Origin of the sequence: Streptomyces sp. NPDC006463, from assembly GCF_042870715.1 — a bacterium.
Taxonomy (GTDB): Bacteria; Actinomycetota; Actinomycetes; order Streptomycetales; family Streptomycetaceae; genus Streptomyces.
Genome location: NZ_JBIAHP010000007.1, coordinates 34,174 through 57,417, shown reverse-complemented (window position 1 = coordinate 57,417; position 23,244 = coordinate 34,174). Strand labels below are relative to the sequence as shown.

General features: G+C 72.4%; 19 protein-coding genes. 15 read left to right on the top strand and 4 right to left on the bottom strand.

Annotation, left to right across the window (positions count from 1 at the left end; all coding sequences use genetic code 11):
- Positions 1-401 precede the first annotated feature (401 nt).
- Entirely contained in the window at positions 402-1,712 is a 1,311-nt protein-coding gene (locus ACFYOB_RS14595) for a hypothetical protein (protein ID WP_388559657.1), read from the top strand.
- Between the two features lie 21 nt (positions 1,713-1,733).
- Here the strand turns inward: ACFYOB_RS14595 and ACFYOB_RS14590 are convergent, their stop codons facing one another.
- A complete protein-coding gene (locus tag ACFYOB_RS14590) occupies positions 1,734-3,089 on the bottom strand; it encodes a diaminopimelate decarboxylase (protein ID WP_388559654.1) in 1,356 nt (451 codons plus the stop codon).
- A gap of 128 nt (positions 3,090-3,217) precedes the next feature.
- Between ACFYOB_RS14590 and hutU the strand changes: the two genes are divergently transcribed.
- The 8 genes from hutU (at position 3,218) to ACFYOB_RS14550 (ending at position 12,881) form a co-directional block, all read left to right on the top strand.
- Positions 3,218-4,882, top strand: coding sequence for a urocanate hydratase (gene hutU, locus ACFYOB_RS14585; RefSeq protein ID WP_388559651.1), 1,665 nt, complete (start codon positions 3,218-3,220; stop codon positions 4,880-4,882).
- A gap of 23 nt (positions 4,883-4,905) precedes the next feature.
- Positions 4,906-6,096: an allantoate amidohydrolase gene (locus ACFYOB_RS14580; RefSeq protein ID WP_388560215.1), complete on the top strand. Its 1,191-nt coding sequence runs from the start codon at positions 4,906-4,908 to the stop codon at positions 6,094-6,096.
- Complete coding sequence (locus ACFYOB_RS14575; protein ID WP_388560213.1) at positions 6,096-7,436, top strand: formimidoylglutamate deiminase; 1,341 nt, start codon at positions 6,096-6,098, stop codon at positions 7,434-7,436. The genes ACFYOB_RS14580 and ACFYOB_RS14575 overlap by 1 nt, the downstream gene beginning before the upstream one ends.
- Before the next feature lie 41 nt (positions 7,437-7,477).
- Entirely contained in the window at positions 7,478-8,656 is a 1,179-nt protein-coding gene (gene hutI, locus ACFYOB_RS14570; protein WP_388559648.1) for an imidazolonepropionase, read from the top strand.
- Between the two features lie 113 nt (positions 8,657-8,769).
- On the top strand, positions 8,770-9,444 hold the full coding sequence (locus tag ACFYOB_RS14565; protein WP_388559645.1) for an LPXTG cell wall anchor domain-containing protein: 675 nt from the start codon (positions 8,770-8,772) through the stop codon (positions 9,442-9,444).
- Between the two features lie 16 nt (positions 9,445-9,460).
- Positions 9,461-10,483, top strand: coding sequence for a hypothetical protein (locus tag ACFYOB_RS14560; protein ID WP_388559642.1), 1,023 nt, complete (start codon positions 9,461-9,463; stop codon positions 10,481-10,483).
- Positions 10,480-11,511 carry a hypothetical protein gene (locus ACFYOB_RS14555; protein ID WP_388559639.1) on the top strand — a complete coding sequence of 344 codons (1,032 nt, stop codon included), beginning with the start codon at positions 10,480-10,482 and terminating at the stop codon, positions 11,509-11,511. The genes ACFYOB_RS14560 and ACFYOB_RS14555 overlap by 4 nt, the downstream gene beginning before the upstream one ends.
- Positions 11,508-12,881, top strand: coding sequence for a hypothetical protein (locus tag ACFYOB_RS14550; protein ID WP_388559636.1), 1,374 nt, complete (start codon positions 11,508-11,510; stop codon positions 12,879-12,881). Before ACFYOB_RS14555 ends, ACFYOB_RS14550 begins: the two co-directional genes overlap by 4 nt.
- Before the next feature lie 67 nt (positions 12,882-12,948).
- Here the strand turns inward: ACFYOB_RS14550 and ACFYOB_RS14545 are convergent, their stop codons facing one another.
- Positions 12,949-14,466, bottom strand: coding sequence for a peptide MFS transporter (locus ACFYOB_RS14545; protein WP_388559633.1), 1,518 nt, complete (start codon positions 14,464-14,466; stop codon positions 12,949-12,951).
- A gap of 475 nt (positions 14,467-14,941) precedes the next feature.
- On the opposite strand from ACFYOB_RS14545, the gene ACFYOB_RS14540 reads away from it, so the two are divergent.
- Positions 14,942-15,619, top strand: coding sequence for a response regulator transcription factor (locus ACFYOB_RS14540; RefSeq protein WP_214933356.1), 678 nt, complete (start codon positions 14,942-14,944; stop codon positions 15,617-15,619).
- Positions 15,620-15,633: 14 nt separating this feature from the next.
- Positions 15,634-16,902: an ATP-binding protein gene (locus ACFYOB_RS14535; protein ID WP_388559629.1), complete on the top strand. Its 1,269-nt coding sequence runs from the start codon at positions 15,634-15,636 to the stop codon at positions 16,900-16,902.
- 44 nt (positions 16,903-16,946) lie between these two features.
- On the opposite strand, the gene ACFYOB_RS14530 is transcribed toward ACFYOB_RS14535, so the two are convergent.
- Complete coding sequence (locus ACFYOB_RS14530; protein ID WP_388559624.1) at positions 16,947-17,537, bottom strand: GtrA family protein; 591 nt, start codon at positions 17,535-17,537, stop codon at positions 16,947-16,949.
- Between the two features lie 200 nt (positions 17,538-17,737).
- Here ACFYOB_RS14530 and ACFYOB_RS14525 point away from each other — a divergent pair, with 200 nt between their 5' ends.
- The 4 genes from ACFYOB_RS14525 (at position 17,738) to ACFYOB_RS14510 (ending at position 21,798) form a co-directional block, all read left to right on the top strand.
- A complete protein-coding gene (locus ACFYOB_RS14525; protein WP_388559621.1) occupies positions 17,738-18,877 on the top strand; it encodes a 5-(carboxyamino)imidazole ribonucleotide synthase in 1,140 nt (379 codons plus the stop codon).
- Positions 18,874-19,410 carry a 5-(carboxyamino)imidazole ribonucleotide mutase gene (gene purE, locus ACFYOB_RS14520; RefSeq protein ID WP_388559618.1) on the top strand — a complete coding sequence of 179 codons (537 nt, stop codon included), beginning with the start codon at positions 18,874-18,876 and terminating at the stop codon, positions 19,408-19,410. The genes ACFYOB_RS14525 and purE overlap by 4 nt, the downstream gene beginning before the upstream one ends.
- Positions 19,407-20,585 (top strand): dipeptidase, encoded by a 1,179-nt coding sequence (locus tag ACFYOB_RS14515; RefSeq protein WP_388559615.1) that lies wholly within the window; start codon positions 19,407-19,409, stop codon positions 20,583-20,585. The genes purE and ACFYOB_RS14515 overlap by 4 nt, the downstream gene beginning before the upstream one ends.
- Positions 20,586-20,730: 145 nt before the next feature.
- The gene (locus ACFYOB_RS14510) at positions 20,731-21,798 is read left to right on the top strand and encodes a membrane dipeptidase (RefSeq protein ID WP_388559613.1); all 1,068 of its coding nucleotides are present in this window, start codon (positions 20,731-20,733) and stop codon (positions 21,796-21,798) included.
- Between the two features lie 101 nt (positions 21,799-21,899).
- Here ACFYOB_RS14510 and ACFYOB_RS14505 read toward each other — a convergent pair whose 3' ends face one another.
- Positions 21,900-23,243: a UDP-glucose dehydrogenase family protein gene (locus ACFYOB_RS14505; RefSeq protein WP_388559611.1), complete on the bottom strand. Its 1,344-nt coding sequence runs from the start codon at positions 23,241-23,243 to the stop codon at positions 21,900-21,902.
- Position 23,244 lies beyond the last annotated feature (1 nt).

Sequence of the window (23,244 nt, the reverse complement as noted above, 5' to 3'; positions counted from 1 at the left end):
CCCCGCCCCGTCCCGATCCGGCCTGCCTCGTCCCGCTCCGGCCCGCCCTGACCCGGCCTGCCCCGCCCCGCTCCGGCCCGCCCTGACCCGCCCTGCCCCGCCCGGCCCCGCTCCGGCCCGCCCCGCTCCGGCCCCCTCCGGCCCGCCCTGCCCCCCTCCGGCCTGCCCTGCCCCGCTCCGGCCCGCCCTGACCCGGGCCTGCCCCGCCCGCGGACCGAACCGGCCAGGACCGCTTCCGTCCAGCCGGCCGGCCTTCCAACTCCCGGGCCGGGCAACGAAATTAGTGGACGTCACCGGGCGCCACACCCGCAACAGACCGCACAGCTGCACCTGCAGGGCAGCTGTCGTCGGTCGGGTGGACCTCCCGCGCCCCTTCCCACTTCTCTCCGCAGGAGAAAGCCATGTCGCTCCGCCGCGCCCTCCGCCGGTCCGCCGCCACCCTCGCCCTCGGTGCCACGACCCTGGGCATGGTCACCCTCACCTCGACGCCGGCCCAGGCCGCCGCCATCTGCGGCGGCAACGTGTCGATCTACGGCACGCTCGCCGACGGACGCCTCACCTACACGGCGATATCCCCCAACACCGGCGACCGGGTCAAGACCCTGATCGGCCCCGGCCTCGGCTTCACGCCCAAGGCGATGGCCACCCTCAACTTCAACACCGTGCTCGTCACGTCCACGGCCGGCGAGCTGTACCGCGTCGACATCCAGACCAACGACAACGCGCTGGCCCTGGCCGGCGTCACGAAGCTCTGGGACAGCGGCTGGACCTTCGACAAGATGGTCTACGACGGCTACGGCCACCTCTACGGCACGGTCGCCGGCCAGCTCCACCGCTACAACGTCTCCCAGGCCAAGCCCGCCGGCCCCGAGCACATCGCCAAGCACGCGGTGATCGACGAGGGCTTCGTCCTCAAGACGCTCGCCGCCGCCGGTGACGACGTCCTGATCGCCAGCACCGCCGACGGCAAACTGCTCTCCTACCAGGTCAACGGCGTGGGGGACTGGGAGCGTTCGGAGCTCAAGAGCGACGGCTGGTCCGCGGTCGACAGCCTGGTCTCGCCCGGCGGCGGCCTCTACTACGGCCGTACGAACGGCGGCATGTACTGGTACCACGACGCCGACCCCACCGACGGCAAGGGCACCGACATCGCCTACCACTCCAGCGACCCGGTCGACGCGAGCGGCTGGACCCAGACCCTGCTCTCCGCCTACGCGAGCGACTGCACCTACCAGCCGCCGGCGCCCCCCACCCCCACGCCCTCCACCCAGGGAGGGCAGATCGCCCGCAGCGAGATCATGAGCCGCGCCGTGAACTGGCTGAACCGCGACATCCCGTACAACCAGGGTGCTTACGCGAGCGACCCGGACGGCGACCACACCTACCGCACCGACTGCTCCGGCTTCGTCTCCATGGCCTGGCACGCCAACACCAGCTACACGACCTACAGCCTGCCGGGCGTCAGCAGCGTCATCTCCAAGTCCGACCTCCAGCCGGGCGACGCCCTGAACACCCAGGACGGGCACGTCGTGCTCTTCGAGAAGTGGGTCGACAAGGCCGCCGGCAAGTTCTCGTACATCCACGAGGCCAACACCTCGGACGACATGATGCGCGGTCAGGACTACCTGAACGGCGGCTCCGACGGCCGCATCGCGGGCCACGCCGCCTCCGGCTACGTCGCCCTGCGCTACGACAAGACCGTCAACGGCTAGGCGGACAGGGCAGGGCAGGGCCTAGAGCAGCAGAGCGTCCCCGAACGCGCCGCCGGCCTCCGCGACGATCTCCGTGAGGGACTGCGCCGGGCGGACCAGGGCGAAGCGGACCTCCCCCTCCGGGGCGACCGTGAAGCCGTGGACCGCCGGGCGCGGCAGGCTGTTGTAGCCGTAGTGGGCGGTGAAGAAGTACGCGCCCGTGTCCGGGACGCCGATCAGGTCGCCGGGGTCCAGCCGCGGCAGCTCCCGGGCCGTGGCGAGCAGGTCGCCCGCGAAGCAGGCCGGTCCGGCGATGTCCTGGGCGACGGGGTCACCGTCCTTCGGGGCGCCCTTCGCGTCGTACGGCAGGATCCGCACCGGCCAGGCCGCCGGGGCGTACACCGTCCGGGTCGCCAGCTGGACCCCCGCGTGGGTGAGGGTGATCGGGCGGGACCCGGTTGTCTTGGTGTACTCCACCCGGGCGAGGACCAGCCCGTGCTTGGCCAGCAGGGACCGGCCGAACTCAGTGACCAGGCCGTACGAGCCGTCGAAGAGCGCGGGAGCCGCCTCGCGCAGGGCGCTCACGTACTGCGCGTACGTCGGGGTCGGCTCGTCCGAGGTGAAGTTCACCGGCAGGCCGCCGCCGATGTCGAGGGTGTCGACCTGGCGGCGGCCCGCCGCCGCGTTGATCTCCTCGGCCAGCGCGTGCAGCTCCCGTACGCCCTCCGCGATCAGCGGCAGCGGGACGCCCTGCGAGCCTGAGTGGGTGTGCAGCCGGGTCAGCCACGGGCGGTCGAGGAAGGCCCGTACGAGCCACCCGCGCGCGCCCGGGTCGCGCAGCGCGATCCCGAACTTCGAGGTCGCCGTGGCGGTGGACAGGGCGTCGATGGATCCGGCCCCGGTCTGGGGGTTGATCCGGACCCCGATCGGTGACCGGGTCGGGGCCGCGGCGACCAGGGCGTCCAGCCGCTCCAGCTCCTGCCGGTTGTCGGCGTTGACGGCGATGCCGAGGGCCAGGGCCTCGCGCAGCTCGGCCGCCGTCTTGGCGGGGGAGTCCAGGACGGTCCGCTCCGGCTCCACCCCGGCCGCCCGGGCCAGCGCGAGCTCGCCGGGGCTGGCCACCTCGCAGCCGAGGCCGCAGTCCGCCAGCAGCCGCAGCACCGGCACGAGCGGGCACGCCTTCACCGCGAAGGCGTGCAGGACGGGGGTCCCGGGCGCCACCACGGCCTCGAAGGCGCTGGTCAGGGCGGCGGCGGAGGACCGGATCCCGGCCGTGTCCAGCAGGCAGACCAGGGGCTCGGAGCCGTCCGCCCCGCCCACCAGACCCTGCTCGACCGCGGCTCGTACGGCCAGGTCACGGCGCCCTGCGGCGCCCTCCTCGTGCGTCCTCGCGTGCATGCCCGCAGGCACCTCGGCAGCCATGTCCGTCAGCCAATCATCCGGCGGGTCGGCCCGCAGCTGTTGACTGAATCTATTCAGGAAGTCAGGATGTGAATAGATTGACCAACATCGGAGGAGGCACCGCCATGTCAGGACCCCGCCCCGTACGCGCCGCGCGAGGCACCGAGCTCAGCGCCCTGGGATGGCAGCAGGAAGCCGCCCTCCGCATGCTGCAGAACAACCTCGACCCCGAGGTCGCCGAGCACCCCGACAAGCTCGTCGTCTACGGCGGCACCGGCAAGGCCGCCCGCGACTGGCGCTCGTACGACGCCATGGTCCGCACCCTGCGGACGCTCAAGCAGGACGAGACGATGCTCGTCCAGTCCGGCCGCCCGGTCGGCGTCATGCAGACCCACGAGTGGGCCCCGCGCGTCCTGCTCGCCAACTCCAACCTCGTCGGCGACTGGGCCAACTGGGAGGAGTTCCGCCGCCTGGAGCACCTCGGCCTGACCATGTACGGCCAGATGACCGCCGGATCCTGGATCTACATCGGCACCCAGGGCATCCTCCAGGGCACGTACGAGACCTTCGCCGCGGTCGCCGCCAAGAAGTTCAACGGCACCCTCGCCGGCACCATCACCCTGACCGCCGGCCTCGGCGGCATGGGCGGCGCCCAGCCGCTGGCCGTGACGATGAACGACGGCGTCGCGATCTGCATCGACGTCGACCCGCGCGCCATCGAGCGCCGCATCGAGCACCGCTACCTGGACGTGAAGGCCGACAGCCTCCAGCACGCCCTCCAGCTCGCCGTCGAGGCCCGCGACGCCCGCAAGCCGCTCTCCATCGGCCTGCTCGGCAACGCCGCCGACCTGCTCCCGCAGATGCTCGCCGAGGGCGCCCCGATCGACATCGTGACGGACCAGACCTCCGCGCACGACCCGCTCGCCTACCTGCCGACCGGCGTCGACTTCGACGACATGGCGGCCTACGCGGCCAAGGACCCGGCCGGCTTCACCACGCGGGCCCGCGAGTCCATGGCCAAGCACGTCGAGGCCATGGTCGGCTTCATGGACGCGGGCGCCGAGGTCTTCGACTACGGCAACTCCATCCGCGGCGAGGCCCAGCTGGCCGGCTACGACCGCGCCTTCGCCTTCCCCGGCTTCGTCCCCGCCTACATCCGGCCGCTGTTCTGCGAGGGCAAGGGCCCCTTCCGCTGGGCCGCCCTGTCCGGCGAGGCCTCGGACATCGCCAAGACCGACAAGGCGATGCTGGAGCTCTTCCCGGAGAACGAGTCCCTGCACCGCTGGATCAAGATGGCGGGCGAGCGCGTCCACTTCCAGGGCCTGCCCGCGCGCATCTGCTGGCTCGGCTACGGCGAGCGCGACAAGGCCGGCGAGCGCTTCAACGACATGGTCGCGAGCGGCGAGCTGGCCGCCCCGCTGGCCATCGGCCGCGACCACCTCGACTGCGGTTCGGTGGCCTCCCCGTACCGCGAGACCGAGGCCATGCTCGACGGCTCCGACGCGATCGCCGACTGGCCGCTGCTCAACGCCATGGTCAACGTCGCCTCCGGCGCCTCCTGGGTCTCGATCCACCACGGCGGCGGCGTCGGCATGGGCCGCTCCATCCACGCGGGCCAGGTCACCGTCGCCGACGGCACCAAGCTCGCGGGCGAGAAGATCCGCCGCGTCCTCACCAACGACCCGGGCATGGGCGTCATCCGCCACGTCGACGCCGGCTACGACATCGCCGAGACGGTGGCCGACGAGCGCGGCGTCCGCGTCCCCATGCGCGAGGGTGACTCCGCGTGAGTGAGGCTTCCTCCTTCCACTCCATGTGGGCGGAACTCGCGCCGGTCGGGCGCGATGCCGGTACCGGCGGGTACCGCCGGTACGCCTGGAGCGGGGCCGACGCCGACTGCCGGACCTGGTTCCAGGAGCAGGCCGAGGCGCGCGGGCTGACGTACGAGACCGACCGCAACGGCAACCAGTGGGCCTGGCTCGGCGACCCCCTCGCGGGGGACGCCGTGGTCACCGGCTCCCACCTGGACTCCGTCCCCGACGGCGGGGCCTTCGACGGCCCCCTCGGAGTGGTGTCCTCCTTCGCGGCCCTGGACGAACTCCGCAGGAAGGGCGCGGAGTTCAGCAGGCCGCTCGCCATCACCAACTTCGGTGACGAAGAAGGGGCCCGCTTCGGGCTCGCCTGCGTCGGCTCCCGCCTCGCCGCCGGGCAGCTGACCAAGGAGAAGGCGTACGAGCTCCGCGACGCCGAGGGAATCTCCCTGCCCCAGGCCATGGAGGCCGCCGGATACGACCCCGAGGGCATCGGGGCCGATCCCGAACGTCTCGGCCGGATCGGCGCCTTCGTCGAGCTGCACGTTGAGCAGGGCCGGGCCCTGGACCTGTCCGGGGACCGCGTCGGCATCGCCTCCGCCATCTGGCCGCACGGCCGGTGGCGGTTCGACTTCCGCGGCGAGGCCAACCACGCGGGCACCACCCGCCTGGTGGACCGCCGCGACCCGATGCTGACGTACGCGGCGACCGTGCTGGCCGCCCGTACCGAGGCGGCCCTCGCCGGGGCCGTGGCCACCTTCGGGAAGATCTCGGTCGAGCCCAACGGGGTCAACGCCATCCCCTCCCTCGTGCGGGGCTGGCTCGACTCCCGCGCCGCCGACCAGGCCACCCTCGACACGGTCGTCACCGCCATCGAGAAGGCCGCCCGCGAGCGCGCCGACCAGGACGGCATCGACCTCGGCATCGTCCGGGAGTCCTTCACCCCGGTCGTCGAGTTCGAGCACGCCCTGCGCGACGAGATGAACCGGATCCTGGGCGGAGCCGTCCCCGTGCTCGGCACCGGGGCGGGACACGACGCCGGAATCCTCTCCGCGGCCGTCCCGACCGCGATGCTGTTCGTACGGAACCCCACCGGCGTCTCCCACTCCCCGCGGGAGTTCGCCGCCGAGGACGACTGCGTGGCCGGCGTCCTCGCCCTCGCCGACGTACTGGAAGGCCTCGCGTGTCGCTGATCGCGGACAAGACGTACTGGCTGGAGCACGCCTGGCTCGGCACCCATGTCGAGCCGGGCGTCGCCCTGGAGGTGGGCGCCGACGGGCGGATCGCCGCCCTGCGTACCGGGACCGGGACCCCGCCCTTCGGCGCCGAGGTCCTGCGCGGCCTCACCCTCCCGGGCCTGGCCAACGCCCACAGCCACGCCTTCCACCGGGCCCTGCGCTCCCTGGTCCAGGTCGGCTCGGGCACCTTCTGGACCTGGCGCGACTTCATGTACAAGGTCGCCCAGAACCTCACCCCCGACACGTACTTCGCGCTCGCCCGCGCCGTGTACGCCGAGATGGCGCTGGCCGGCATCACGAACGTCGGCGAGTTCCACTACGTCCACCACGCCCCGGGCGGCGCCCCGTACGCCGACCCGAACGCCATGGGCGAGGCCCTGATCGAGGCCGCCGCCGAGGCGGGCATCCGGATCACCCTCCTCGACACCGCCTACCTCTCGGCGGGCTTCGGCGAGGCCCCGAACCCGCACCAGCTGCGCTTCTCCGACGGCACCGCCGACGCGTGGGCGGAGCGGGTGAGCGCCCTCAAGCCGCGCGAGCACGCCCTGATCGGCGCGGCGATCCACTCGGTGCGCGCCGTGCCCGCCGACCAGCTGGCCACCGTCGCACGCTGGGCCGAGGAGCGCCGGGCCCCGCTGCACGTCCACCTCTCCGAGCAGACCGCGGAGAACGAGGCGTGCCAGGCCGCGCACGGCCGGACCCCGACCCAGCTCCTCGCCGACCACAGCGTGCTCGGCCCGCGCACCACCGGCGTCCACAACACGCACCTCACCGACGAGGACATCGCCCTCCTCGGCACCACGACCACCGGCACCTGCATGTGCCCCACCACGGAACGCGACCTCGCCGACGGCATCGGCCCGGCGACCCGCCTCCAGCGCGCGGGCAGCCCGCTCTCCCTCGGCAGCGACAGCCACGCCGTGATCGACCTGCTCGAAGAGGCCCGCGCGATGGAGCTCGACGAGCGCCTGCGCAGCCGTACCCGGGGCCACTGGACGGCGAACGCGCTGCTGACCGCGGCCACCGCCGACGGCCACGCTGCGCTCGGCCGGCCCGACGCGGGCCGCCTGGAGGCGGGCGCGCTCGCGGACTTCACCACCATCGCCCTGGACTCCGTACGGACGGCGGGCCCGCTGCCGCGCCTGGGCGCCGAGACGGCCGTCTTCGCCGCGTCGGCCGCCGATGTCCGCCACACGGTGGTGGGCGGCCGTCACGTGGTCCGCGACGGCGCCCACACCCTGGTCCCGGACGTCCCGTCCGCCCTGATCGAGTCCATCGCGGCCGTCCGCGGCTGACGTTGTGGGGGTTCCCCGGGAACCCTCTGAGAGGAACCCCCATGGCCACCACTGTCATCACCAACATCGGCAGCCTCGTCACCAACGACCCCGCCCTCGGCGACGGATCCCCTCTGGGCCTGATCCAGGACGCCGCGGTCGTCGTCGACGCGGACCGCATCGCCTGGGTCGGCCCCGCCGGCCGGGCTCCGGCGGCGGACGACACGTACGACGCCGACGGCCGCGCCGTCATCCCCGGCTTCGTCGACTCCCACTCGCACCTGGTCTTCGCCGGCGACCGCACTGCGGAGTTCAACGCCCGCATGTCCGGCCGCAGTTACTCCGCCGGCGGCATCCGGACCACGGTCGCCGCCACCCGCGCCGCCACCGACGCCGAGCTCGAAGCCAACCTGGTGCGCCACCTGGACGAGGCCCGCCGCCAGGGCACCACCACCTTCGAGACCAAGTCGGGCTACGGCCTGACCACCGCCGACGAGGCCCGCGCCCTGCGCATCGCCGCCGCGCACACCGAGGAGGTCACCTACCTCGGCGCGCACATCGTCTCCCCGGACTACGCCGAGGACCCGGCCGGCTACGTGGACCTCGTCACCGGCGAGATGCTGGCCGCCTGCGCCCCGTACGCCCGCTGGGTGGACGTCTTCTGCGAGAAGGGCGCCTTCGACGGGGACCAGGCCCGCGCGATCCTCACCGCGGGCGCCGCCGCCGGGCTGATCCCGCGCGTCCACGCCAACCAGCTCTCCTACGGCCCCGGCGTCCAGCTCGCCGTCGAGCTCGAAGCCGCCTCCGCGGACCACTGCACCCACCTCACCGACGCGGACGTCGACGCCCTGGCCCAGGCCGCCGCCACCACGGTGGCCACCCTGCTGCCCGGCGCCGAGTTCTCCACCCGCGCCCAGTGGCCCGACGCCCGGCGCCTGATCGACGCGGGAGCCACCGTCGCGCTGTCCACGGACTGCAACCCCGGCTCCTCCTACACCAGCTCGATGCCGTTCTGCATCGCGCTCGCCGTCCGCGACATGCGGATGACCCCCGACGAGGCCCTGTGGTCCGCGACGGCCGGCGGCGCCCGCGCGCTGCGCCGCACCGACATCGGCGCCGTCACGCCCGGAGCCCGCGCCGACCTGGCCCTCCTGGACGCCCCCAGCCACGTCCACCTGGCCTACCGCCCCGGTGTCCCGCTCGTTTCCGCGGTGTGGCAGAAGGGTGTCCGCGTCCGCTGACGAACGGTCAATTCCGGCCTGCCCTTTGTCTTCCCTCCGTAAGGTCCCGGGCGTACCTTGAGCCACCAATCTGATGTGTCGTCAGGAATTTGTGGCCCGAGGGGAAGACGAAGGTGTCCGACCGGAAACGTTCCACCGCGCTCGCGCTGGCGTCCGCGCTGGCCGGATCGGCGGTCCTGCTTGCCGCCCCCGCAGCGCACGCCGCAGTCGTCGACGTGGCTTACGACTGCAAGACCCCGATCGGGGACAAGTCGGCCGTATCGCCCATCGACATCAAGGCCGTCAAGGAGGGCGACGGCTACAAGCTGACGATGTCCTTCCAGAAGGGTGTCTCGTCCAGCCCGATCGAACTGGGCAAGGGCGCGATGAACCCCAGCGCCGTCATCCTCGTCGGCGGGGCCGAGAAGGTCTCCGTACCGGTCTCGGGCCCGCCCAACCCCGAGGCCGCGCCCGCCAACACCCCCATCAAGATCACCGACCTGTCGGGCACCTACACGCCCAAGAAGAGCGGCAAGGTCACCTTCACCGCCGGAGTGCTCACCATCAAGGCGATGGGCACCACGACCACCTGCACCCCCGGCAACAGCCCGGGCCCGTCCCTGGAACTGGACGTCACCGCCGCGGGCGGCGCCGCCGCGCAGTCCGGCGGCGACACGGACGGCACCCTCCCGCAGACCGGCCCCACCGACTCCGCCCTCGCCCTCGGCACCCTCGGCGGCACCGTGCTGCTGTCCGGCGCCGCCGGGGTGCTCTGGCTGACCCGGCGCGGCCAGCGGGCCCGGTCCTGATCGGAGCACCCCGGCCATGCGCGTGCTCCACACCTTCCGACGGCTCGGGGTGCTGCTCCTCGCGGCCACCGCGCTGTACGCGGCCGGCGCGGCCCCCGCGGCCGCCGACGACCCGGGCTGGACCGCCGAGCCCGCCGCCGGGACGGCCGCCCGGCCCGGCGCGGTCCGCCCGTACTTCTATCTGTCGGGCACCCCCGGCACCGTGCTGGAGGACCGCCTCGCCCTGGTCAACACCACCGACCGGGAACGCACCGTCACCCTGCGCGGGGCCGACGCCTACAACACGGCCGACGGCGCCTTCGCGGTGCGCCCGGCCGGGCCCGCTGCCGAAGGCCGCTCGGCAGGTGCCGCGCACGGCGCCGGAGCCTGGATCAGCTTCGGCGCCGGTGCCACGGTGAAGATCCCGCCGCGCACCCGCGCGGTGGTCCCCTTCACCGTCACCGTGCCGCCCGCGTCCCCGCCCGGCGACCACCCCGCCGCGGTGGTCGCGACGGCAAGCGGCCACGAGGTGGGCGTACGGATCCACCTGAGGGTCAGTGGCCCCACCCTGGCCGCCCTCACCGTCGAGGACGTCGCCGTACGGGGCCGGGGCCCGGCCGCGGTCGTCGCCTACACCCTGGTCAACCGGGGGAACGTGGCCCTCGCCCCCGAGCTCGCGATCCACGCCGAAGGTCTCCTCGGCGAGGTCCCGGGCCGCGGCGCCCGGCCCCTGCCGGTGGAACTGCTCCCCGGTCAGCGGGTGGAACTGACCGAGCCCTGGCCCGGCGCCCCCGTGGCGGACCGGGTCCGCGTCGCCCTCACGGTCACCGCCCCCGGCGCCGCCCCGGCCGTCGGGAGCGGTACGCGCTGGCTCGTGCCCTGGGACCTCGCCGGCTGGACGGGTCTGGGCCTGCTCGGCCTCGGCGGAACCGCCGCGGCCGCGCTGTTCCTCGTACGCGGCAGGCGGCCCCGCCGGCGCGCGTCGGACGACGCGCCGGGCGACGAGCCGCCCGCGCCGACCCCCGCACCCGACCACGAACTGACGGGAGCCTCCAGGTGAGAAGAGTCGGAGCCCTGCTCGCCGCGGGGCTGGCGGTGTGCGCGCTGGCGCTGTTCCCGGCGCCCACGGCCGCCGCCGACGAGGGCAAGCCCGCCGTGGCGCTCTCGCTCCAGGAGGCCGCCAAGGGCACCGGGATCACCGTCACCGGCACCGGGTGGCGGCCCAGGACGCTGGTGATGCTGCTGGTCTGCGGGCAGAACATGATCGGCGGCACCAACAGCTGCGCCAACGCCGACGGGGCGGCCGTCTCGGTCGCCGACGACGGCCGCTTCTCCGCGCAGCTGCCCGTGGTGGCGCCGCCCAAGCCCTGCCCCTGCGTCGTCAACGTCACCTCCGTCAACGGCGACCAGTCCACCGTGGCCGCGCCCCTGAAGATCACCGACCACCCGGTGGCCGAACTGCCCGCCGAATCCGGCACGCCCCGCCTGGCGATGCTCACCGGGGTCCGGCTGGAAGGCGAGGACGGGGTGCTGACCTGGTTCGGAGCCCCGCCCAGCCGGAAGTTCAAGGTCACCGTCGGCAACCTCGGCTCGGCCCCGGTCAAGGACCCGGTCTTCCAGCTCGGCACCGCCCACGGGGTGTTCGCGCCCCTGTGGGAGGAGGCCCGGTGGAAGGGCAGCATCCCGCCGGGCGGCAAGGCGGAGATCGCCCTGGACGTCGCCCTCACCGCGGGCGCCTACGGCGACTACACGATCTCCCTCAAGTACGGCGAGACCGTCGTGGCCACCCAGCCCTGGGGCGTGGACCGGCCGTACGGGGTCCTGCTCTTCTGGGGCCTGCTCCTGCTGGTGATCCCGGCCGCCCTCTTCCGCGTCGGCATGGCCGTCGTCGACAAGGTCCGGCCGCGCGCCGCGGCCGCCGCAGGCCGCCACCGGGGGCCCGGGCCGGCCCGCTCCGGGCTGGTGCCGGAGCCACCTGAGACCACCACGGCGGTCCTGCCGTGGTTCAACCCGGACAGCGCGCCGGAGACAGCACCACAGACGTCCGCACCGTCTGAGAACCGTTCGACGACGAAGGGACATTCGTGAAGACCCAACGGAGGGTGAGCGCGGCCGTGGTCGCGCTGCTGCTCGGCGGCGCGGGTATCGCCATTTCGGCTTCTCCCGCCGTGGCCGCCGAGGCCACGTACAAGGTCAAATGCGTGCCGCCGGCCGGCGGCGGCGACCCCGTGGAGGGCGAGACCACTGCCAAGATCACCGCCCCGGCCGCGGCCAAGGTCGGAGACGAGGTCGACGTGGTCTGGGAGACGGTCAAGCCCGCCTCGAACAACACGGACCTGATGGACATCCCCAAGGACGCGGTCCAGCCCACCGGCTGGATCGCGCTGGGCGAGGGAATGGGCGAGCTGAAGGTCGTCGGGGAGAAGAAGAACCCGCCGATCCCCAAGAAGGCCCCGATGGTCATGTCGCCCATGAAGGGCAAGCTGAAGCTCACCAAGGCCGGCAAGATCACCCTGACCCCCGGCAAGTACGACGTCGCCGTCACGTTCTCCTTCGGCACCTTCGTCACCAAGTGCGCACCGGTGGGCGAGGTGAAGGGCGGGGCGACCATCGACGTGTCGGCCGGCTCCAGCGGCGGCACGACCAGCGGGGGCACCACGAGCGGTGGCGCGACCACGGGCGGGGCGACCACGGGCGGAGCGACCACCGGCGGAGCGACCACCGGCGGCTCCACCACCACCGGCGGCTCCACCACCACCGGCGGCTCCACCACCACCGGCGGCTCCACCACCACCTCGGGCGGCTCCACCACCGGGGGAGGCGGCGGCCAGACCGACTTCCCGGGCAAGCCCGTCGAGGTCTCCTTCGACTGCGGTCCGGTCGTCCCGGGGGGCATCAAGACCCCGGTCACGATCAACGCCAAGAAGAACGGCGGCAGCTACGACCTGACCGTCAAGACCGCCAAGGGCGCGATGGCCGCGCCCATGGCCCTGCCGGCGGGGGCCCTCAAGCCCTCGATGGACGTCAAACTCGGCGGCGCCGACAGCGGCACGGTCAAGGTCTCCGGCCCGGCCAACGCCGAGGCGATCCCGGACAAGGGCCCGGTCAGCCTCAGTGACATGACCGGCACCTACAAGCCCGGCAAGACCGGCAAGGTGACGCTCAGCCCGGACCAGCTGACGATCGACGTCACGATGGCCCCGGGCTCGACGCCGATCAACGTCCCCTGCAAGGCGGCCAGCAGCGGCGTCTCGCTGGAGCTGGACACCACCGCCCAGGCGGGCGGCTCCGGCTCCTCGACCAGCACCGGCACCAGCACCTCGGGCGGCCTCGCCGACACCGGCGCCGAGGACGAGGGCGGCATCCAGGCCCTGGCCCTGGTCGCCGGCACGGTGATCCTGCTCGGCGGCGCGGTCTTCACCTTCACTCCGTGGCGCCGCCTGCGCGGCACGCGCTGACCCGGAAACGCGAGCGGCCCGGCACACCGTTCGGTGTGCCGGGCCGCTCACGTGCCAGGGGGGTGCGTCAGTGCACGCCGCCCATGAGGGTCTGGACCTTCTTGCGGTACGCGTAGACCGCGACGCCGGCCAGGACCGCGGCGAGCGCCTGGAAGGCGATCACCCAGGTGCCGTTGAGGTCCACCCCGCCGATGGACAGGAGGCTGGTGATGCAGTCACCGGCGGTGACCGCGAGGAACCAGACACCCATCATCTGGGAGGCGTACTTCTGCGGGGCCATCTTCGTGGTGACGGAGAGGCCGACCGGGGAGACGCACAGCTCACCGATGGTCTGGATCATGTAGATCGAGACCAGCCACATCGGGGAGACCTTGACGTCGCCGGTCGCCATGCCCATCGGGACGATGAAGACGAAGAACGAGGCGCCGATCAGGACCAGGCCCATCGCGAACTTCACGATGGTGTTCGGCTCCTGGTTCTTGCGGGCCAGCCACAGCCACAGCCAGGCGAAGACCGGGGCCAGGGCCATCACGAACAGCGGGTTCAGCGACTGGTACCAGGTGGCCGAGAAGTCGAAGCCGAACATGGTGCCGGCGGTCTTGTCGTCCGCGAACAGGGACAGCGTGGAGCCACCCTGGTCGTAGATCATCCAGAAGACGGCGGCCGCGATGAAGAACCAGATGTACGCGGTCATCTTCGACTGCTCGGAGCCCGACAGGTCCTTGTCGCGCTTGATGCGCACCAGCACGGCGATCGGGATGAACAGGCCGGCCAGCGTCAGCGGGACCAGGGCCCAGTTCAGCGTGTAGGCACCCAGGGCGACCACGGCGCCGTAGAAGACGGCGATACCCAGGACCGCGAAGACGAGCTTCGTGAGGACGGCCTTGCGCTCCTCCGGGGACAGCGGGTTCGGGACCACGCTGCTCTTCGGGCTCAGGTGCTTGGTGCCGAGCAGGAACTGGGTGAGACCCAGGCCCATGCCGAGGGCGGCGAGGGCGAAGCCCAGGTGCCAGTTGTGCTCCTTGCCGACCGTGCCGACGACGAGCGGGGCGACGAAGGCGCCGAGGTTGATGCCGATGTAGAAGAGGGTGAAGCCACCGTCGCGGCGCGGGTCCTCCGGGCCGTCGTACAGGTGGCCGACCATCGTCGAGATGTTGGCCTTCAGCAGACCGGAACCGGCCGCCACGAGGATCAGACCGACGAAGAACATCGCCTGGCCGGGGACGGCCAGCGAGAGGTGACCAGCCATGATCACGAAGCCGGCGATGGCGACCGTCTTGCGGGCGCCCCAGACGCGGTCTCCGAACCATCCGCCCGGCATGGCCATCAGGTAGACCATGGAGACGTACACGGAGTAGATCGCGGTGGTCGTGGCCGCGGTCATGGCCAGACCGCCGCCCTGGCTGCCGGTGGCTGCGTCGGCGCCGCCCGAGACCAGGTAGTACACGAGAAGTGCGCGCATGCCGTAGTAGGAGAAACGCTCCCACATCTCGGTCATGAACAGCGTGGCCAGGCCACGGGGGTGGCCGAAGAAGGTCTTCTCGTTGGACGGATCCGCCGAGTCCCTCGTCAGGCTGGAAGCCATGGTCGATCCTTGCTTGGTCGGGACGCGCTTCGCTTCGTGAGCTGTTCAACGCCCGGTGGGGGGTGGCCGGCACCGGCAGCGGGTGACCCGCCCCACGCCCTGGGGTCCCGCCTCCGACGGATCGGAGGCGAAGGGTCAGCCGTAACCGGGATCCACGCCCTGTCGCGCACCTTCGCGCTGACAAGGCCCGGCCCACAGGTCATTCACTGCCAGCTGGGTCGGACAAACCGACCAGAGCAGGATTTGAGGTCTTTGGCTCGCTTTTCGGCACAAAGATCCCCGGAGTGGTGCATCAGGCGTCTCGCCACCATACGACAGGACACTGCGCCATATGGAAGGACTTGAGACATGGATCACAGGCAAGCCGGGAACCGATCAACCATATTCGAAGGCGCCCACTTGCTCATAACCACAGATCAGGAGGGTCCCGCAGGCGTGCCCCTCGGGGCAGCCGCTGCGGACTACCATCACCCACATGACGCGTGTACTGCTCGCCGAGGACGACGCATCCATCTCGGAACCCCTGGCCCGCGCCCTGCGCCGGGAAGGGTACGAGGTCGAGGTCCGGGAGGACGGCCCCACGGCCCTGGACGCCGGACTGCAGGGAGGCGTCGACCTGGTCGTCCTGGACCTGGGCCTGCCGGGCATGGACGGCCTGGAGGTCGCCCGCCGGCTGCGCGCCGAGGGCCACGGCTTCCCGATCCTGGTCCTCACCGCCCGCGCGGACGAGGTCGACACGGTCGTGGGCCTGGACGCCGGCGCCGACGACTACGTGACCAAGCCCTTCCGGCTCGCCGAACTGCTGGCCCGGGTCCGGGCCCTGCTCCGGCGCGGCGCGAACGAGACCGCCCAGGCCCCCGCCACCCACGGCGTGCGCATCGACGTCGAGTCGCACCGCGCCTGGATGGGGGAGGAGGAGCTCCAGCTCACGGCGAAGGAATTCGACCTGCTGCGGGTCCTGGTCCGCGACGCGGGCCGGGTCGTCACCCGCGACCAGCTCATGCGCGAGGTCTGGGACACCACGTGGTGGTCCTCCACCAAGACCCTCGACATGCACATCTCCTGGCTGCGCAAGAAGCTCGGCGACGACGCCGCCAACCCCCGCTACATCGCCACCGTCCGCGGCGTCGGCTTCCGCTTCGAGAAGAGCTGAGCGTTGACTGAGCCATGCGCCGCCGCCTGATCAACTCCACGCTCGCCGTGGTGCTCGTCGTGATCGCCGTCTTCGGGGTCTCCCTGGTCATCGTCGAGACCCGGACCATCACCAGCAGCGCCCAGGACCGCATCGAGTCCGAGGCGCTGCGCCTGGTGGGCATCGTCGAGGCGAACGTCCTGGAGAAGAAGCCCATCGACCCCCAGGCGCTCGCCGACCAGCTCGACATCGGCCACCACGCCAGGATCACCGTCCCCGGGCAGTCGGCCGTGGAGGTCGGTGACCGCATCGACGACGACGTCATCCGGGGCACCGCGCGCGGCGAGCAGGGCGAGATCGTGACCGTCGAGGAGTCCCGCTCCACCGTGACCAAGGAGGTCGGGCGGACCCTGGCCGTGGTCGGCGCCGTGGCGCTGCTGGCCGTGGTGGCGGCCGTACTGCTCGCCGTACGGCAGGCGAACCGGCTGGCCTCCCCGCTCACCGACCTGGCCGAGACGGCGGAGCGGCTGGGGTCGGGCGACCCGCGGCCCCGGCACAAGCGGTACGGGGTGCCCGAGCTGGACCGGGTCGCCGACGTCCTCGACTCCAGCGCCGAGCGGATCGGCCGGATGCTGACCGCCGAACGCCGCCTCGCCGCGGACGCCTCCCACCAGCTGCGCACCCCGCTCACGGCGCTGTCGATGCGGCTGGAGGAGATCACCGTCACCGACGACCTGGAGACCGTGCGGGAGGAGGCGTCGATCGCCCTCACCCAGGTGGAGCGGCTCACGGACGTCGTGCAGCGCCTCCTGACGAACTCGCGGGACCCGCGGACCGGCTCGGCGGTCCCCTTCGACCTCGACGAGGTCGTCAAACAGCAGGTGGAGGAGTGGCGCCCCGCCTACCGCAGCGCGGGCCGGGCCATCGTGCGCTCCGGCAAGCAGGGCGTACGGGCCGTCGGCACTCCGGGAGCGGTCTCGCAGGTGGTGGCGACCCTGGTGGAGAACGCGCTGATGCACGGCGGCGGCACCGTCGCGCTGCGCACGCGGGTGGTCGGCAACCAGGCGGTGCTGGAGGTCACGGACGAGGGTCCGGGGGTCCCGCCCGATCTGGGAAGCCGGATCTTCGAGCGGGCGATCAGCGGCCGCAACTCCACCGGGATCGGCCTGGCGGTCGCCCGGGACCTCGCGGAGGCGGACGGCGGCCGTCTCGAACTGCTCCAGGCGCAGCCGCCGGTCTTCGCGCTCTTCCTCAGCCGTACGGCGCCGCGGCGGACGGAGCCGGAGCAGGCCACCGTCCGGTAGGGGACCGGCCGGGTCCGGCCCGACCCTGATCCGTCAGACACCCCTTAGGTGTTCGCGGGCGCCGGGATCGGACTGGGCACCGGATCCGGCAGCGGATCGGGCATCGGCTCCGGGCCGGGCTCGGGCCGGGGCAGCGGCGCCGGATCGGGCATCGGCTCGGACTGCTCGAATGCCGCTGCGGCCACGGGTACGGCCACGGGCAGGGCCTTGAAGACCCAGGTCCGGTACGACCAGAAGCGGAAGACGGTGGCGGCGCCGATGCCGATGAACTTGAAGACGTTGCTGGCGACCGAACTGTCCCAGCCGAAGCCGTACGTGGCCGCGTACAGCACGCCGTTCTCGATGACCAGGCCGATCGCGCTGAAGGCGGCGAACAGGGCCAGCTCGCGGGTGCGGCCGCTCTGGGCGCGGTCCCGGTACGCGAAGTAGCGGAAGCCGAGGTAGTTCGTGGCGATGGCGACGATGGTGGCTATCACGCTCGCGCGCACGACCTGGAGGTCGGTCGTGCTGCGGATCAGGTTGAAGACACCCAGGTTGACCAGCACACCCAGACCGCCGACCGCCCCGAACTTGGCGACCTCCCGAACGAGACCGCGTACGCGTTCGAGAACCGATCCGTTCCCCGGCGTGCTCATCTGAATGGTCAGTCCCTGTAGGTCACCGCCCCGCGCGGGGCGTCCGGTCATCTCCGTCAACCCCCACATGGTAAGTGTCCCCCCTGTGGCCCGTCTGTGCCTTCGGGAAGCGTGCGACGCACGGCACACCGGGGGCCTCACCGACAGGTCCGCGCCAGGCCACGTCCATATGGCGGAATCCCGCCGGATACCCTGGAGGAGTGACGTTCCCGGTAGTCGGCATGGTCGGCGGCGGACAGCTCGCCCGCATGACCCACGAGGCGGGCATCCCCCTCGGCATCAGATTCAAGATCCTCAGTGACACCCCACAGGACTCGGCGGCCCAGGTCGTGAGCGACGTCGTCATCGGCGACTATCGCGATCTGGAGACGCTGCGCGCCTTCGCGCGCGGCTGCGACGTGATCACCTTCGATCACGAGCACGTACCGACCGAACACCTCAGGGCTCTGGAAGCGGACGGCATCCCCGTCCGCCCGGGGCCCCACGCGTTGGTGCACGCCCAGGACAAGGGGGTGATGCGCGCCAAGCTCGACGAGATCGGCGCGCCGAGCCCCCGCCACCGGATCGTGCGCGATCCGGCGGACGTGGCGGCCTTCGCGGACGAGGTGGGCGGCTTCCCGATCATCCTCAAGACGGTGCGCGGCGGATACGACGGCAAGGGCGTGTGGTTCGTCCGCACCCCCGACGACGCGGAGGCGCCCTTCAGGGCGGGCGTCCCCGTCCTGGCGGAGGAGAAGGTCGAGTACGTCCGCGAGCTCGCGGCCAACATCGTCCGCTCCCCGCACGGCCAGGCGGTGGCCTACCCGGTGGTGGAGTCCGTCCAGGTGGACGGGGTCTGCGACACGGTGATCGCCCCCGCCCCGAACCTCTCGGAGGAGCTGGCCGGCGAGGCCCAGGCGCTCGCCCTGCGCATCGCCAAGGAGCTCGACGTGACCGGCCACCTGGCCGTGGAGCTGTTCGAGACCGCCGACGGCCGGATCCTGGTCAACGAACTGGCCATGCGCCCGCACAACAGCGGCCACTGGACCCAGGACGGGGCCATCACCTCGCAGTTCGCCAACCACGTGCGGGCCGTCCTGGACCTCCCGCTGGGCGACCCGCGCCCGCGTGCCCGCTGGACGGTCATGGCGAACGTGCTCGGCGGGGACTACCCCGACATGTACGCGGCGTACCTGCACTGCATGGCCCACGACCCGCAGGTGAAGATCCACATGTACGGCAAGGACGTGAAACACGGCCGCAAGGTCGGCCACGTCAACACCTACGGCGACGACCTGGACGATGTGCTGGAGCGCGCACGCCACGCTGCCGACTACCTCAGAGGAACGGTCACGCAATGAGCACTTCCGCCGCTGGTCCCGTCATCGGCATCGTCATGGGCTCGGACTCCGACTGGCCGGTCATGGAGGCCGCCGCCCAGGCCCTGGACGAGTTCGAGATCCCGTACGAGGTCGATGTCGTCTCCGCCCACCGGATGCCGCGCGAGATGATCGAGTACGGGGAGCAGGCCGCCGGCCGCGGCCTCAAGGCGATCATCGCGGGGGCCGGCGGCGCCGCCCACCTGCCCGGCATGCTCGCCTCCGTCACCCCGCTGCCGGTCATCGGCGTGCCGGTGCCGCTGAAGTACCTCGACGGCATGGACTCGCTGATGTCGATCGTCCAGATGCCCGCAGGCGTTCCCGTCGCCACCGTCTCGGTCGCCGGGGCGCGCAACGCGGGCCTGCTGGCCGTACGGATGCTGGCCGCGCACGACACCGAGCTGCTGGCCCGGATGCGCGACTTCCAGCAGGAGCTGAACGACCAGGCCACCGAGAAGGGCAAGCGGCTGCGTACGAAGGTCGCGGGCGCGGAGTCCTTCGGATTCGGCAAGTGAGCGCGGCGCAGCGCCTGGACGAGGCGCGAGAGCTCCTGGCCGAGCACCCCGTCGTGGACGGCCACAACGACCTCCCCTGGGCGCTGCGCAAGCAGGTCCGCTACGACCTGGACCAGCGGGACATCGCCGGCGACCAGTCGGCGTACCTGCACACCGACATCCCGCGGCTGCGGGCCGGCGGGGTCGGCGCGCAGTTCTGGTCGGTGTACGTGAGCACCGAACTGACCGGCGACGAGGCGGTCAGCGCCACGCTGGAACAGGTGGACGCGGTGGACCAGCTGATCGACCGTTACCCGGGCGACCTGGTGCGGGCGCTGACGGCGGACGACATGGAGGCGGCCCGCGCCGACGGCCGGATCGCCTCGCTGATGGGCGCCGAGGGCGGCCACTCCATCAACAACTCGCTCGCCACCCTGCGGGCCCTGCACCAGCTGGGCGTGCGGTACATGACGCTCACGCACAACGACACCATCGACTGGGCGGATTCGGCGACCGACGAGCCCCGGCACGGTGGCCTCACCGACTTCGGCCGCGAGGTCGTCCGCGAGATGAACCGCGTCGGCATGCTGGTGGACCTCTCGCACGTGGCGGCGACGACGATGCGCGACGCACTGGCCGTCTCGGCCGCGCCCGTGGTCTTCTCGCACTCCTCGGCGCGCGCGGTGTGCGACCACCCGCGCAACATCCCGGACGACGTGCTGGAGCGGCTCCCGGCCAACGGCGGGGTGGCTATGGCCACCTTCGTACCGAAGTTCATCCTCCCGGCGGCCGTCGAGTGGACGCTGGCCGCGGACGCGAACCTGCGGGCGCACGGCTTCCACCACCTGGACACCACGCCCGAGGCGATGGCCCTGCACCGGGCCTTCGAGGCGCGGCGCCCGCGCCCGGTGGCCACCGCCGCCACGGTCGCCGACCACCTGGACCACATGCGCGAGGTGGCCGGGATCGACCACATCGGCATCGGCGGGGACTACGACGGCACGGCCTTCACCCCGTCCGGCCTGGACGACGTGGCGGGCTACCCGAACCTGATCGCGGAGCTGCTGACGCGCGGCTGGTCGAAGGCCGACCTGGCCAAGCTGACCTGGTCGAACGCGGTACGGGCGCTGCGCGACGCGGAGGCGGTGGCGCGGGACCTCTCGGCGTCCCGGGGCCCGTCCAACGCGGTGATCTAACGGGAGCCGGGCGGTACGGCGACCGGGTGTGACCCGCTGACCTGCGGGTTACACCCGAATGCCACATCTGCCGGGCGACCCGGGCCTCCCGCATGTCACGGTGGCAGCACCTCTCCCTGCTGCCGCCGAGACCGGAGCGAACGCCATGGCCGACCTGCAGGATGAACCCCACTCCGTGGGCATCGGAGCAGAAGACCTCCCCGCACCGAGCGAAACGGCGGTCGGCGCCCTGGAACGGGCCGCCGCGCTGCTGTCGGTGCAGCCCGTCGCCGACGGGTGCAACACGCTCGTCTGGACGCTGCGCCAGAGCCCGTACCACGACATCGACAAGCCGGGGGACAGCGGAGTCGACACCGACATCCCCCGGCTGCGCGCCGGCGGAGTCGGCGCGCAGTTCTGGTCGCTCCTGACCCCGCACGAGGCGGGGACCCCGACCGACCAGGTCGTCTCCGACACCCTGGAACAGATCGACGTGGCGCTGGCCCTGATCCGCCGCTACCCGGACAGCCTCTGCCTCGCGCTGACCGCCGACGACATGGCCGACGCCCGCAACCGCGGCCGGATCGCCTCGTTCCTCGGCCCGGTGCCCGGCCGGACCCTGACCGACTCCCTGGGCGCGCTGCACGCCTTCCACGCGCTGGGCGTACGGATCTTCGCGCCCGCCGGAGCGCCCTGGGCCCAGCAGGACCTGACGGCCTTCGGCCACGAGGTGGTCCAGGAGGCCAACCGGCTGGGGATCGTGCTGGACCTGACCGGGTGCGCGCCGACTGCGGCCCGTCAGATCGCGGCGGCCTCGAAGGCCCCGGTGGTCATCTCGAACACGGCCGCCGCGGCCCTGAACCCGCACCCGGGCAACGTCACGGACGAGGTCCTGCTCGCGCTGCGGGAGGCGAACGGCCTGGCGATGGTCACCTTCGACGCCACGCGGACCGGGGACTCCCTGCACGCGGTGGCGGACCACGTCGACCACGTCCGCGCGGTCGCAGGCCCCCACGGTGTCGGCCTCGGCGCCGCCTTCGGCACCGAACAGGGCGCCTCCCGCCCGACCGGCCTGACCGACCCCTCGGGCTACCCCCGCCTGATCGCGGAACTCCTGGACCGAGGCTGGCCGGAGGCCGACCTGGCCCTGCTGACCTGGGGCAACGCCCAACGGGTCCTCCGCGACGCGGAATTCACCTCCCGCGCCGCCCAACACCGGCGCGGCCCTTCATGACGCGCCTCTCGACGGGCCCTCGTGCGCCCCGGCCCTGACCGGCCCCCCCGGGCTTCGGCGGGGCGGGGCGGGGTCCGGGGCCGCGGCCCGGCGGCCCGGCGCTACGCGCGGGGGCGGCCCATCGCCCGGTACGTCCAGCCCGCCGCGCGCCAGAGCTCGGGATCGAGGGCGTTGCGGCCGTCCAGGATCAGCGGGTCGGTGACGACGCGGCCCAGCTCCGCCGGGTCCAGGTCGCGGAACTCGCGCCACTCGGTCAGGTGCAGGACCACCTCCGCACCCCGCGCCGCCTCCAGCGCGGAGTCCGCGTACCCCAGGGTGGGGAAGACGCGCCGGGCGTTGTCCATGCCCTTGGGGTCGTAGACGGTGACCTGGCCGCCCTGGAGGTGGATCTGCCCGGCCACGTTCAGCGCGGGGGAGTCGCGGACGTCGTCCGAGTCCGGCTTGAAGGTCGCACCCAGGACCGCGACCCGCTTGCCGAGGAAGGACCCGCCCACCGCTTCCCGGGCCAGCTCGACCATGTGCCCGCGGCGCCGCATGTTGATGGAGTCGACCTCGCGCAGGAAGGTCAGCGCCTGGTCGGCGCCGAGCTCACCGGCGCGCGCCATGAAGGCCCGGATGTCCTTGGGCAGGCAGCCGCCGCCGAAGCCGATCCCGGCCCGCAGGAACTTCGCGCCGATCCGCTCGTCGTAGCCGATGGCCTCCGCCAGCTTCACCACGTCACCGCCGGCGGCTTCGCACACCTCCGCCATCGCGTTGATGAACGAGATCTTGGTGGCGAGGAAGGAATTGGCGGCGGTCTTGACCAGCTCGGCGGTCGGGAAGTCGGTGACCACCAGCGGGGTTCCCTCCGACATCGGCGTCTCGTACACCTCACGCAGCAGCTTCTCCGCGCGCTCGCCCTGCACGCCGATCACGATCCGGTCGGGGTGCAGGGTGTCCTGCACCGCGAAGCCCTCGCGCAGGAACTCCGGGTTCCAGGCCAGCTCCACGTCCGCGCCCGCCGGAGCGAGCGACACGAGCTTCGCCGCCAGCCGCTCCGCCGACCCCACCGGCACCGTCGACTTGCCGACCACGAGGACCGGCCGCGTCAGGTGCGGGGCCAGCGAGGCCATCGCCGCGTCGACGTAGGACATGTCGCAGGCGTACTCGCCGTGCTTCTGCGGAGTGTTCACGCACACGAAGTGGACGTCGCCGAACTCCCCGACCTCCTCCCAGGAGGTCGTGAACCGCAGCCGCCCCGTCGAACCCGGCAGCCCGGCCACGTGCGAGGCGAGCAGCTCCTCCAGCCCGGGCTCGTACATCGGCACCCGGCCCGCCGCCAGCATCTCGATCTTCTCCGGCACCACGTCCAGCCCCAGCACCTCGAAGCCCAGCTCCGCCATCGCCGCGGCGTGGGTCGCGCCGAGGTATCCGGTGCCGATCACAGTGATCCTGAGGGGGGCCATG